The following is a 13,249-nucleotide window of genomic DNA, read 5'->3' as shown; positions in this document are numbered from 1 at the left end:
GCTGATAACACGACCTGTGCCCTGCCTCTCTTACGACCAGAGTTCTGCTGCGCCGCTCCCCTCTTCCCTGCTAGAATAGCGCCCATTTGATGAACAATTCGGGATCGATCTGCCATGAGTGAACTGTCTTTGCGCCCGCTGAACACCCTTGAACAGCAGGATGCCTTTATCGGCCGCCATATCGGCCCTTCAGCAGACGAAGCCGCCGCCATGCTGGCAGAGCTGGGCGTTGACAGCCTTGCGGCACTGATCGATGAAACCGTGCCCGGCAGCATTCGCGTCAAGCAGCCGATTGCGCTGGATACACCGAAGACCGAAGCTCAGGTACTGGCTGAGTTGAAAGCGATTGCAGGCCAGAACCAAATCAAGCGCTCGCTCATCGGTATGGGTTACCACGACACGCTCACGCCCAATATCATTCTGCGCAATGTACTGGAAAATCCGGGCTGGTACACCGCCTACACCCCCTATCAGCCGGAAGTGTCACAGGGCCGTCTGGAAGCGATTCTGAACTACCAGCAGATGGTACTGGATCTGACCGGACTGGATCTGGCCAACGCCTCCCTGCTGGATGAAGCCACTGCCGCCGCCGAAGCGATGACCCTATGCAAGCGCATGAGCAAGGCCAAGCGCGCCAATGTATTTCTAGTCGATGAAGAACTGCACCCTCAGACCATCAGCGTGATTCAGACCCGTGCCGAGCCGCTGGGCTATGAGATTATCGTCGGTGATGTGGAGGCCCTGCTGGATCAGCATGAAGCCTTTGGCGCAGTGGTTCAGTACCCCGGCACCAGCGGTGTGGTGCGCGATTTCTCGGCACTGATCGAAAAGGCCCACGCACAGAAGGCACTGGTCTGCGCCGCCGCCGATCTGCTCAGCCTGGTACTGCTGAAATCGCCGGGCGAAATGGGTGCCGATGTGGTGTTCGGCTCTGCCCAGCGCTTCGGTGTTCCCATGGGGTACGGTGGCCCACACGCCGCCTTCTTTGCCACCCGTGACGAGTACAAGCGCTCAGTGCCCGGCCGCATCATCGGTGTGTCGGTGGACACCCGCGGCAAGCCGGCGTTGCGTATGGCGATGCAGACCCGCGAGCAGCACATCCGCCGAGAAAAGGCGACTTCCAACATCTGTACCGCTCAGGTACTGCTGGCAAACATGGCCGCCTTTTACGCCATCTATCATGGCCCTGAAGGGCTGAAAACCATCGCCGGTCGCATCCACCGTCTGACCGACCTGCTTGCGGCAGGCCTGCAGCAAAAAGGTCTGAAGCTGGTACATGACAGCTGGTTCGACACCCTCTGTGTTGAAGCCGGCAACCAGCGCGATGCGCTGTATGAGTCCGCTCAGGCTGCAGGCTTCAACCTGCGCAAACTGGGGGATGATCGACTGTGTATCAGTCTGGATGAACGCACGGACCGCAATGAAATTGAGGCCCTGTGGACCGCACTGCTGGGTGCCGATCATGGCCTGGATATCGAGGTACTGGATTCTGAACTGGTGAGCAACGGCTCCGACAGCATTCCTGCCGGGCTTGAGCGCACCTCTGCCTTCCTGACCCATCCGGTATTCAACGAATACCACAGCGAAACCGAAATGCTGCGCTACCTGAAGCGACTGGAGAATAAGGACCTGTCGCTGGCCCACAGCATGATCGCGCTGGGCTCCTGCACCATGAAGCTCAACGCCACCGCCGAAATGATCCCGGTCACCTGGCCCGAGTTCGGCGCCCTGCACCCCTTCGTGCCGGTGGAGCAGGCACAGGGCTACAAAACACTGATCGATTCGCTGGAAACCATGCTCAAGGCCGTCACTGGCTTCGATGCCATCTGCATGCAGCCCAACTCCGGTGCTCAGGGGGAATATGCGGGCCTGCTGGCGATTCGCAACTACCACCAGTCACAGGGTCAGGGCCATCGCAACATCTGCCTCATCCCTACCTCCGCTCATGGCACCAACCCGGCCTCGGCCGCGCTGGCGGACATGAAAGTGGTACTGGTCAACTGCGACGACAAGGGCAACGTGGATATCAACGATCTGCGCAGCAAGGCCGAGACCCACGCCGAAGACCTGTCCTGCCTGATGATCACCTACCCCTCCACGCACGGCGTATACGAGGAAGGTGTCCGCGACATCTGCGACATCATTCACGCCAATGGTGGTCAGGTCTACATGGATGGTGCCAACCTAAACGCCCAAGTAGCGATCACCCGCCCGGCGGACATCGGAGCCGATGTGTCGCACATGAACCTGCACAAAACCTTCTGTATCCCCCACGGCGGCGGTGGTCCCGGCATGGGTCCCATCGGCGTCAAGGCACACCTGGCACCTTTTGTTGCCAACCACCCGGTGGTCGGCATTGATGGCCCCAACCCGGAAAACGGCGCCGTATCCGCTGCGCCCTGGGGCAGCGCCAGCATTCTGCCGATCAGCTGGGTGTATATCGCCCTGATGGGAGGAGAAGGCCTGCGTCAGGCGACCGAGTACGCCATTCTCAACGCCAACTATCTGGCGAAGAAACTGGGGGCACATTACCCGGTGCTGTATTCGGGCCGTAACGACCGCGTGGCACACGAGTGCATCATCGACCTGCGCCCGCTCAAGGAGCGCTCCGGCATCAGCGAGGAAGACGTGGCCAAACGCCTGATGGACTTCGGCTTCCATGCACCGACAATGTCCTTCCCGGTACCCGGTACACTGATGATCGAGCCGACCGAGTCCGAATCCAAGGCCGAGCTGGACCGCTTCATTGAAGCGATGGTGAAGATTCGTGAGGAAATCGCACTGGTGGAAGCGGGTGAGCTGGACGCGGACAACAACCCGCTGAAAAATGCTCCACACACTCAGGCCGATCTGATCGACCCGGACTGGAACCGTCCCTACAGCCTCGAACAGGCCGCCTTCCCGGCCAGCTGGCTGAAGGAATCCAAGCTGTGGCCAACGGTCAACCGCATCGACAACGTCTACGGCGACCGCAATCTGTTCTGCAGCTGCATTCCGGTCAGTGATTACCAATAGAAACAATCTGCCAATTAGCCCGATGCGCTGACACGCTCGGGCTTTTTTCAATGCAAGCGATGAGGCTCCATCGTGGGGGCTTCGATAACCTGTACCGACGGCTGATAACCATCCACAAGCTGCTGTAGCAATGACACCAACGCTTCGCTTTTACCCGAGCGGGTCAACAACTCAAGCTCTTGTAAACGAGGCTGCAGCAGCTCCCAGGCCAGCATATTTTCACAGGCTCGCATAATCATTGGATGACGCGTGCCTGATACACTCTCACCAATCAGCAGCTCTTCATACAGCTTTTCCCCTGGCCTTAAACCGGTATAACGGATTTCGATATCACCATTAGGGTCGGTCGCATCACGCAATGAAAGACCAGCTAATCGAATCATCTCTTTGGCCAAGTCAACAATGCGAACAGGTTGTCCCATATCCAGCACAAACACATCACCACCCTCGCCCATGGACCCCGCCTGAATGACCAGCGCAGACGCTTCAGGAATGGTCATAAAATAACGGTTAATATCAGGGTGAGTCACGGTAAGCGGCCCCCCTTGCTCAATTTGCTGTCTGAAAAGTGGAATAACTGAACCTGAAGAGCCCAGTACGTTGCCAAAACGAACCATTACAAACCGGGTGGATTCCCTCGAGAAGCGCCGATGCTCACTCAATGCCTGTAAGACCATCTCAGCCAATCGTTTGCTGGCGCCCATCACATTCGTTGGGCGCACCGCCTTATCGGTCGAAACCAGTACAAAGTCACTGACATGGGCAGCAATAGCGGCTTGCGCTGTACGCAAGGTACCCAGTACGTTATTTCGAAGGCCGGATGCAATATTGCTCTCAACCATTGGCACATGCTTGTAAGCCGCCGCATGGTAAAGCGTATTGACCTGGAATGTGCGCAGGATTGATTCAAGATGCCCCTGATCCAACACACTGCCCAAGACCGGAACAATCTGAACACCGGCATCTGGCAGGGCATTCAGTTCCTGCTCCAACTGATACAGGGCAAACTCTGAAAGCTCAAACAATACCAACCGCTTCGGTTTCTGTCCGAGCACTTGGCGACATATCTCAGCACCAATTGATCCACCCGCTCCTGTTACCATCACCACCTTGTCGGTAATACAGGCCGTCATTAACTCAGCTACAGGTTCTGCAGGATCACGGCCCAGCAAGTCCGTTACATCCACATCACGAATATCGCTGACTCTGACTGATCCAGACGCCAGCTGTGAGATCCCCGGCAGCACTTTAACGCTGACAGGAAAAACACTGATTTTTTCAACCAAAACGCGCCGCTCACTGCGCGCAAGCCCCGGAAGAGCCAGCAGTACGGACTTGACCCCGTACTGCTCAATCAAGCTTGATAAGCTGTCGGGAGAATAAACCCTCAACCCCGAAATCTCAGTACCCTGCTTTTGTAGATCATCATCCAGAAAAGCCACCGCCTGAAACTCAGCCGAGTCACTCAAAGCCGCGACCAGCTGTGCACCAGCGCTGCCGGCACCGTATACCGCAACAGGCTCGGCACGTGTCAATCGTTGACCCGAAGGTGACAGGCGACGAATCAACCAGCGAGCATACAGCCGACTGCCAGCTACAAGCGTTACAGCGGTAAAACCATAGATGAAAAATACAGAACGTGGGGCGGGCACCTCAAGCACGACCAATACAGCGCCCCAAATTAAGACAGACAGGAAAACAGCCTTGAACGATACCCAAAGCGTGACATGCCCCATATAGCGGATAACCGCCCGGTACAGACCCAGACGTGCCATCACTGGCACCGAAATCAGTGGCACCAAAACACAAGGCAGCCAGTAGCGCTGCATAGGTTCAACAATATCACCCAACCGAAGCGCCAGTGCCATCCAGCAGGCTATAAACAGCATGACCAAATCGGATAGCACCACGATCCCTTGCTTTACACGTCGATTGGCTTTCAGAAACTGGCTGACAATTTGCCTAAATATTGAATCAATCCCTTGATCTTGCTTATTCATCACATCTGATAACCCTTGGGGTGTTGTTGCTGCCAGCGCCAGGCATCCGCCAACATATCAGCAAGGCTGAATGATGCCCGCCAACCAAATTGTTCGAATGCTTTGTTCGGGTTTGCAAAGCATACCGCGATATCGCCTGCACGGCGTGCTTCAAAATAAAAGGGCACAGTACACCCAGTTACCTGCTCGAAGGTTTTAATTACCTCAAGAACACTGTAGCCCTGACCAGTGCCGAGATTCCAGATATGGACACCCGACGATTTCTGGATGGCCTGCAGTGCACCCAAATGCCCTTCGGCCAGATCCATCACATGAATGTAATCCCTGATACCTGTGCCATCCGGTGTTGGGTAGTCTGTTCCATAAATCGGCAAAGACGCCAACTGGCCTGCAGCCACTTGCGTCACATAGGGCAGCAAATTGTTGGGCGTGCCGCCCGGTGCCTCGCCGATCAGCCCACTCTTATGCGCCCCCACTGGATTGAAATAGCGCAGAATTGCCACAGACCAACGGGTATCGCGCTCGGCAAGCTCAGTCAAAACCTGCTCAACCATCTGCTTGGTTTGGCCATAGGGGTTGGCTGCCCTACCCAATGGCATGGCCTCATCCACCGGGCCCATCACGGTTTCGCCATACACTGTCGCCGACGAGCTGAACACCAGGTTGAATACACCTGCGCGCTCCATGGCTCTAAGCAAAGTAATGCTGCCAGAGAGGTTGTTGTCAAAATAGATCAGGGGGGATTGTACGCTTTCAGCAACTGACTTCAGGCCTGCAAAATGCAGCACGGCTGAAATCTCATACTGCGCAAACAGCTTGTCCAGTAAACCGGCATCACGTACATCGCCTTCAAAAAAACTGACGGCCTGCCCGGTAATCTGTTCAACACGCTGCAGTGCAATGGCCGAGCTGTTACACAGGTTATCAAGTACCACAACCCTGTAACCCGCCGCCAACAACACAACCAGCGTATGTGAACCGATATACCCCGCCCCACCGGTCACCAGCACCGTTTTGCCGGGCTCATGTTTTAATTCGATCACCAGACCTTTTGTCCACAAAAGTTAAATAACAACCAAAAAACCACCGGCGCCAAGCCCGCTCTCTCAACTGAGAGGTTTTGGAGCAGCCATGCACTCTGCCAGTATCGTGCAGGTTTTGTCGATTTCGGCTTGGGTCAGGGTTGGATGAACCAGGAACATCAAGCTGGTATCGCCCAACTGGTGGGCCACAGGCAAAGGCTTCTCAGGACGCCAGCCTGTGCCGTCAAATGCCTTTTCCAAATACACCTCTGAGCAAGACCCCGAAAAACAGGGCACTCCGTGCTCATTGATTAACTGCATGATGCGATCACGCCGTTGCGCAGTACCCTCAACGAACACGTAGCATTTGTATGCCCCATGCTCAATATGGGCAGGAACCTCAGGTACACGAAGCCCGGGTATCTTTTTAGCCGCGCCCCAAATCTGCTGCGCATAGCGCAGACGGGTTTCATGCCAATGAGGCATGCTCTTAAGCTGGATGCGCCCAATCACCGCTTGCACCTCGGTCATGCGCCAGTTGGTGCCAAAAGACTCATGCACCCAGCGGAAGCCCGGCGGATGCTTTCGCTCGTAGACCGCCTCCCAGTTTTTACCGTGATCCTTGAACGACCACATCTTTGACCAGAGCGCTTTGTCATTGGTGGTGACCATACCACCCTCACCGCCGGTGGTCATGATCTTGTCCTGACAAAATGACCAGCAGCCCACATGACCGATTGAACCAACCGCACGTCCCTTGTAACGAGCACCATGCGCCTGGGCACAATCCTCGATCACATACAGGCCATGCTGCTGCGCCAGCGCTGTGATCGGGTCCATATCACAAGGCCAACCGGCAAGATGCACGCAAACAATGGCGCGGGTGCGCGGCGTGATCATCTCAGAAATGGACTCAGCAGTTATATTCTGGCTATCGGGATCCACATCCGCAAATACCGGTACCCCGCCGGCATTGACGATACTGGAGACAGAAGCTAGAAAGGTACGTGAGGTGACGATCACCTCATCACCCTTTCCAATCCCGAGTGCGTTCAGCGCCAGATCAAGGGCGACCGTACCGTTGGCAAGCGCAATGGCGTACGCAGCACCAACATAATCAGCAAACTCGCGCTCAAACTGACGTCCCTCCTGCCCAGTCCAGTAATTGACCTTATTGGAGAGCAACACATCACGCGCCGCGTTAGCCTCTTCCTCGGTGAAGGAAGGCCAAGGGGAGAAAGGTCCGTTCAGCATTAAATACCTTTAGTCATCGTGTGAAATACCCATTGAGGGATATGACTCTGTTAAATCGACTTTGCAGGCACACCCACTGCAGTCACGCCATCCGGCAGGTCTGCCACCACTACAGCACCGGCACCTACTGTAACCTGCTGACCAATATGGACCAACTGTTTCACACAGGCTCCTATACCAACCCAACTGTGTGCTCCTATCTGCACACCACCCGCCAATCGTGCCCCTGGGCTAATATGCGCACAGTCACCAATGCTACAATCATGATCAATACTGCAACCGGTATTGAGAATCACCCCCTCACCGATGCAGGCTGATACATTCACCACCACACTTGGCATCACTACAGTGCCCGCGCCCAGCTCAGCATATTGACTGACAATGGCAGACGGGTGAGTCAGTGTCACAACCGGTGCTGACATGTCCAACAGCCAGCGCAGCTTTTCAGCACGAATATCATTGTCGCCAATTGCAACGATTACACCGGTAAAGCCGTCCAGCCGCGCTACCAGCGACTGGCTATTACCCTCAACGTTCCAGTGCCCGTTATGCGACACCTCAGGCCATGCATCATCAAAGAATATTACTTCATGCCAGCCGCAACATTCGGCGACGTCGGCCACTACCTTGCCATGGCCGCTGGCACCCAAAATTGCCAGACGCTTCACTTGTCACTTCCCGTAAACTTTGACATGGTTGCCTCACCTTCAGCTGTGACTCCGTCCCTGACCAGTACTTTCTTAACCGTCAAATACATGATCTTCAGATCGAGCCAGAACGAGCGGTTATCCACATACCACAGATCAAGCTTGAACCTCTCTTCCCAGCTGATTGTGTTACGGCCATTCACCTGCGCCCACCCGGTAATGCCGGGGCGCACCTCATGGCGTCGATATTGCTCTTTTGAGTAAAGCGGCAGGTACTCCATCAGCAAAGGCCGTGGTCCGACCAGGCTCATATCACCCTTGAGTACATTCCACAGCTCTGGCAGTTCGTCCAGGCTGGTGGATCGCAGAAACGATCCAAAAGGCGTCATCCTCTCCGAGTCCGGCAGCTGATCACCATCGCGACCGATGGCATCGCGCATGGTGCGAAACTTGATCATCTCAAAAGGCTTTCCGTCTTTGCCTGGGCGTTCCTGGCGGAACAGAACGGGAGTGCCGAGTTTGCGGCGAACTTGGAATGCGACAACAGCGATGACTGGAGCAAGTAACAACAAACCGGTTACAGAAGCGATGATATCGAAGAGGCGTTTGGTCATGTGTCAAATAGAACCTCTGCCAACTTCTCAGCTAATTGGCCATATTCATACTGCTCAAGTGCAGCTCTACGACCGTTTTCACCCATTTCTGCTCTTTCAATGAGGGGCAATTGATAAAGCCTCAGTACTGCTCTGGCAAGTTTATCAACGTCTTGCGCAGGAATCTGTAAGCCTGCCCCAGCTTCTAACACAGGCTTATAATCACCTGAGTCTATTGCATAAATTATTGGTCGCCCCGAGTAGAGATAGTCGAAAAGCTTATTGGGTGAAACCCCGAACCTGAATAGTGGGTCTTTCGTCAGACCAATATAGCAAACATTAAACCGGCTCAACATGGCTTGTATTTCAACCTTGGGTATTGGATCAATAAAAAACACATTCTCCAGCCCTTTTTCATCAGCCAGTGCTTGCAAAGAAGTTTTTTCCTTACCAGTACCTACCAGAGCGAACGCAATATCCACATACTCTCTGAGTTTATCAGCTGCTTCAATCAGCGTATCCAGTGCATTGGCCACACCCAGTGTACCGGTGTAACCAACTATAAATTTATTCTGTGGCAACTGTTCAATAGCGAGGGTGTTCAATGATGTTTTCTGATTTACCTCATCCAGTGAAAAACCGTTTGGAATCCAGGTAAACTTTGCAGGATCGAGCCCCCGGCTAGACATATGTTCAACCGAGTTCTTCAGGTTTGAAATCACCGCATCGGCATCACGGTAAGCCTTGTCTTCAACCCATTGCATCAAGCGGATAAACGGGTGATTCGACGAAAACCCGCCGATCTCCGTTAGCGTTAAAGGCCATATATCACGCACCTCAAACACTAATCTGGCTCGCATTTTTCTTGCCAGCCTCTGCGCGCCAATAAACGATAACAGTGACGGTGAAGAGCTTAATATTGCATCTGGCTTGCTTTTGATAAACCTTTCAATTTTTCTGATACGCCACGGAAAGATAAACCAGTTGAATGCACGCTGCTTGCTATGTGCATTTTCATATTCAGGCATGTTGACCCAAACAAACCTGAAACCATCCACGTCTTCAATAAGGAAATCATCTGCAACTGCCGGTTTCTTACGTAAAATGTGGTGTGTCGCTGAGCCAATGATATAAACGTTATAGCCACGCTTTGCCATCTCCTTGGCCATGTAGTAATGGCGACCACCAACACCCGTTGCAGGCGTAGACGCATACTGGTTAATAATCCAAACCGTTTTACTCATGTGCTTGCCTTAACCAGCACGCTCACAATCCTCTCAGCCGCCTTCCCCCCACCATACAACTGCTGGGTATCTTGCACTTTACGTCCAAGGTTGCGGGTAGCAGCATTAATGATTTTGCCTTGATCCGCCCCCACCAGTTCATTGGCGCCAACTTGGATCAGTTCTACCCACTCGGTCTGGTCGCGCAGGGTGACGCAGGCTTTGCCAAAGAAAAAAGCCTCTTTCTGCACACCACCGCTGTCGGTCAGAACCAGCTCGCAATGATCCAGCAGCCAGACCATCTCGAAATAACCTACGGGGTCGATCAGGTGAACATTAAGTTCCAACCCTTGTTGCACGATCAGTTTTCGGGTTCGTGGGTGTAGTGGCAGCACTACGGGCGCAAGTGTTGCGTGAACTTCGTTCATGGCAGCCACAATTGCAGCCAAGCGCTCAGGGCTATCCGTATTTTCGGCACGGTGCAAGGTTGCCAGAATAAAGCCTTTAGGCACATCACCTGATGGCGCCGTGGCTTGTTCGGCAAACAACAGTGCCGAGTCCTGCATCACATCGCCTACCTGCAACACGTGCACGGGCTTGTGGGCAAAGCCTTCGTTATTAAGGTTCTTCACGGCGGCATCCGTGGGGCAAAACAACAGGTCGCTGATCTGGTCGGTGAGGATACGGTTGATCTCTTCCGGCATCTGCATATTGAAGCTGCGCAGGCCCGCCTCTACGTGAGCAACAGGGATATGTAACTTGGCTGCCGCAAGCGCACCCGCCAGAGTGGAGTTGGTATCACCGTAGACCAACACACGATCCGGTTTATGTGCGAGCAGCGCTTGCTCAATTTCAGCCAACATACGGCCGGTCATTTCGCCATGGCTGCCACCATGGATATCCAGTTGAATATCCGGTCGTGGGATGTTGAGCTGGTTGAAGAAGATATCCGACATATTGGTATCAAAATGCTGCCCAGTATGCAGTATGACCTCTTCCATGCCATCGGCTTGCTGGATGGCGCGGGAGACCACGCTGGCTTTGATGAATTGAGGGCGTGCGCCGATAACGGTGAGGATTTTCATTGAATTCCTTGTAGTACAGCTGATTGACCCAGCGTTTAGCCTTGATCTCGCCTCGCCCTTGATGCCGGCGTAAACAGGGTACAGGTTGGATATGTTTACTCAACTACCCGGTAGGTTGCGTAAGATTTACACCTGCCTGTTGGCGGCTTTGGCTGTGAGTGTCTTACCATAGACACCCAGCATGATTTCAATACACGCATCCCAGGAATAGTGTTGGGCAACATGCGCCTGTGCAGTGGTCCCCATACGATGACGCAGCTTGGCATCAAGTACCAGTTTCTCCAGTGCAACCGCAGCAACCTGTGGGTTTTCACGGGGTACAACAAAACCCGTTTCACCTTCAATAGTAACTTCCGGCAGGCCACCGGCATCTGATACCACAACAGGGCGACCTGCTGCACCGGCCTCAATAATGGCAACACCAAAACTTTCAGCGCGACTTAAAGCTACATAAATATCGAGCTTGGCCAGTTCCATGGGGACTTTTAAATGCGGCACACGACCAACAAAGTTAACGCTGCCTGCCACACCTAAACGATTCGCCAGAGCCTGTAACTCAGCAGTTTGTTCGCCTCCGCCTACTAGCCGCAATTCCAATGCGGGGGCGTTCAGTTGCGGTTTGGTCTGTAACGATTTGAGCAACAAGGCATAGGCTTCTATGAGGGTATCGACACCGTATGTTGGTTTCATGGTTTTGACGGTGCCAATCACCAGTTTGGGCTTTGGCTCTGCCATCTGCGGCTTAAGCCCGATATAAGCCTTCAGATCAACACCAAAAGGGGTGATGGCGATATCAGTCAATTCAGGCGTCAGCCTACGGGTTTCATTTGCCATGCAATGGCTGGTAGACGCTACCTGATCGGCAGCACGCAGATTTTTTTTTACCAGCCACTTATGCACAGGTGATTTATGCGGGAAGTCATACACATCGCTGCCCCACACCGACAATACCCAAGGGTGATAGTCCACCAATCGTGCCGTAGTGCCATAACCACTGGCGTAGTGGGCATTAACAATATCCGGCTGAATAACCCTTAGCAACTTGCGCACCGCAGGTACCATAGTGAAGTAGCCCAAAACACCACGAAATGGGAATAGATGAACCTTTACCTCTTTATCGAAGGGGTCAACAATCGACTGTTGGGTAATGACATGCACCTCATGGCCGGCACCGCTTAAGCCATTAGCCCAGCGGACCGTATGGATCGAGCTGGCACCGGAGAGAAGAGCAATTTTCACTGGGTCAAATCCGTGATTACCTGTTCAGCTCTTGCTTGCCACGAATGGTGCGGAGCTACTTGCTTTAATTTCTCGTATATGGGGTTAAACAATACCGGGCGTTGGCGTAACGCCCCAAGTAACTTCGTGACAGCATTCATATCATAAGGCAACGACCAACCAATCCCCTGCTCCTTAACAAAACGCCCTGCCAGTGTGCCTTCACTGGCAAGTATTGGTTTCTGAAAGCCAAGATATTCATAAAGCTTCACGGGTGAAGCAAACTCCCAGTATTCCTGCGGTTTCACGAACAAAACCGCGATATCACAGGCTTGCAGCTGTGCTTCCATTGCAGCCCCTGAAAGATGCACTACCTTAATGTTGGGTGCTAGTGCAGGATATTCATGTTGAACCGACCGCCACTCTGCCTCACGGGTACAAAGCGTAAGCTGAACATCAGGTACGTTGAGTACGGCTTTGAACAACTCATGCATCTGGTAGTGACTGGACATGCCTCCAACATAGAACAGTTTGAGGGGGCTAATGCCTAGCTCTGAAACTGGCTGAGTTACTATATCCGGTGATACATGCCCAGGAGGCAATGCGACAAAACGCGAAGGACTAACATGAGGCACATACGCACCCATGTCCATTGATGGTAAATAGAGTTTGCTCAAAGTTCTTTCGTAAACCCAAAGATCAAACTCATATGAAAATTTAGCTACAGCTTTTTTTATTGGATTGAGACCTTTGCCATAATTTTTAAAACGCCAATAAACATCCCTGTAAAATAGCCCTATCGGTATGTTATTTTTTTTGCAAAAACTGAAAAACTGCCAATCCAAAAAGGGGTGTAAAGGTAGATGATGAGGGTCTGTTAGCGCTGTTGGCATGGTCGACGATTCTGAATACACGAATTCATATTTTTCACCATGCATGATCTTTTCTTTTACTTTATCAATACATTTTTTTCGCTCTACTGAGTAACCAGTGACAAGATCAACAATATAGCCACTTTCTCTAAAAGCTGCCAGCATACGCAGAGGACGAATACCAGAGGCCGACTTGGAGTTCTCATTAAGCGGAAGTGGATGGTGAAAAATTATTTTCAAATTTTTACCTTTTATTTTAAAAACATAAAACCAGGAATAAGAAACTAAATTTAAAAATAAAATTAATATTCAAAATAACT

At 52.8% G+C, this 13,249-nt stretch carries 10 protein-coding genes; 1 reads left to right on the top strand and 9 read right to left on the bottom strand.

Annotation, left to right across the window (positions count from 1 at the left end):
- Positions 1-114: 114 nt before the first annotated feature.
- On the top strand, positions 115-3,015 hold the full coding sequence (gene gcvP, locus ABIE61_RS04220) for an aminomethyl-transferring glycine dehydrogenase (RefSeq protein WP_354407010.1): 2,901 nt from the start codon (positions 115-117) through the stop codon (positions 3,013-3,015).
- 47 nt (positions 3,016-3,062) lie between these two features.
- Here gcvP and ABIE61_RS04215 read toward each other — a convergent pair whose 3' ends face one another.
- The 9 genes from ABIE61_RS04215 to ABIE61_RS04175 all read right to left on the bottom strand — a co-directional run bounded on the left by ABIE61_RS04215 (position 3,063) and on the right by ABIE61_RS04175 (position 13,169).
- Positions 3,063-5,015 (bottom strand): polysaccharide biosynthesis protein, encoded by a 1,953-nt coding sequence (locus tag ABIE61_RS04215; protein WP_354407007.1) that lies wholly within the window; start codon positions 5,013-5,015, stop codon positions 3,063-3,065.
- A complete protein-coding gene (gene galE, locus ABIE61_RS04210; protein WP_354407005.1) occupies positions 5,015-6,058 on the bottom strand; it encodes a UDP-glucose 4-epimerase GalE in 1,044 nt (347 codons plus the stop codon). Before galE ends, ABIE61_RS04215 begins: the two co-directional genes overlap by 1 nt.
- 63 nt (positions 6,059-6,121) lie before the next feature.
- Entirely contained in the window at positions 6,122-7,291 is a 1,170-nt protein-coding gene (locus tag ABIE61_RS04205; protein ID WP_354407002.1) for a DegT/DnrJ/EryC1/StrS family aminotransferase, read from the bottom strand.
- Between the two features lie 50 nt (positions 7,292-7,341).
- Positions 7,342-7,959, bottom strand: coding sequence for a NeuD/PglB/VioB family sugar acetyltransferase (locus ABIE61_RS04200; RefSeq protein ID WP_354407000.1), 618 nt, complete (start codon positions 7,957-7,959; stop codon positions 7,342-7,344).
- Positions 7,956-8,552: a sugar transferase gene (locus ABIE61_RS04195; protein ID WP_354406997.1), complete on the bottom strand. Its 597-nt coding sequence runs from the start codon at positions 8,550-8,552 to the stop codon at positions 7,956-7,958. Before ABIE61_RS04195 ends, ABIE61_RS04200 begins: the two co-directional genes overlap by 4 nt.
- Positions 8,549-9,775 (bottom strand): glycosyltransferase family 4 protein, encoded by a 1,227-nt coding sequence (locus tag ABIE61_RS04190; RefSeq protein WP_354406994.1) that lies wholly within the window; start codon positions 9,773-9,775, stop codon positions 8,549-8,551. The genes ABIE61_RS04195 and ABIE61_RS04190 overlap by 4 nt, the downstream gene beginning before the upstream one ends.
- Positions 9,772-10,839, bottom strand: coding sequence for a non-hydrolyzing UDP-N-acetylglucosamine 2-epimerase (gene wecB, locus ABIE61_RS04185; RefSeq protein ID WP_354406992.1), 1,068 nt, complete (start codon positions 10,837-10,839; stop codon positions 9,772-9,774). Before wecB ends, ABIE61_RS04190 begins: the two co-directional genes overlap by 4 nt.
- A 126-nt stretch (positions 10,840-10,965) precedes the next feature.
- Positions 10,966-12,078: a glycosyltransferase gene (locus ABIE61_RS04180; protein WP_354406989.1), complete on the bottom strand. Its 1,113-nt coding sequence runs from the start codon at positions 12,076-12,078 to the stop codon at positions 10,966-10,968.
- The gene (locus ABIE61_RS04175; protein WP_354406988.1) at positions 12,075-13,169 is read right to left on the bottom strand and encodes a glycosyltransferase family protein; all 1,095 of its coding nucleotides are present in this window, start codon (positions 13,167-13,169) and stop codon (positions 12,075-12,077) included. The genes ABIE61_RS04180 and ABIE61_RS04175 overlap by 4 nt, the downstream gene beginning before the upstream one ends.
- Positions 13,170-13,249: the final 80 nt, after the last annotated feature.

This window comes from Marinobacterium sp. MBR-111 (assembly GCF_040547585.1).
GTDB classification, from domain to species: domain Bacteria; phylum Pseudomonadota; class Gammaproteobacteria; order Pseudomonadales; family Balneatricaceae; genus Marinobacterium; species Marinobacterium iners.
The sequence above is the reverse complement of the archived record's forward strand: the minus strand, read 5'-3'. Positions and strand labels throughout refer to the sequence as shown.

Coding starts and splice junctions, on each gene's coding strand:
- ABIE61_RS04215 (WP_354407007.1), bottom strand. CDS start 5,015: ATGAATAAGCAAGATCAAGGGATTGATTCAATATTTAGGCAAATTGTC.
- ABIE61_RS04195 (WP_354406997.1), bottom strand. CDS start 8,552: ATGACCAAACGCCTCTTCGATATCATCGCTTCTGTAACCGGTTTGTTG.
- wecB (WP_354406992.1), bottom strand. CDS start 10,839: ATGAAAATCCTCACCGTTATCGGCGCACGCCCTCAATTCATCAAAGCC.
- ABIE61_RS04190 (WP_354406994.1), bottom strand. CDS start 9,775: ATGAGTAAAACGGTTTGGATTATTAACCAGTATGCGTCTACGCCTGCA.
- gcvP (WP_354407010.1), top strand. CDS start 115: ATGAGTGAACTGTCTTTGCGCCCGCTGAACACCCTTGAACAGCAGGAT.
- ABIE61_RS04205 (WP_354407002.1), bottom strand. CDS start 7,291: ATGCTGAACGGACCTTTCTCCCCTTGGCCTTCCTTCACCGAGGAAGAG.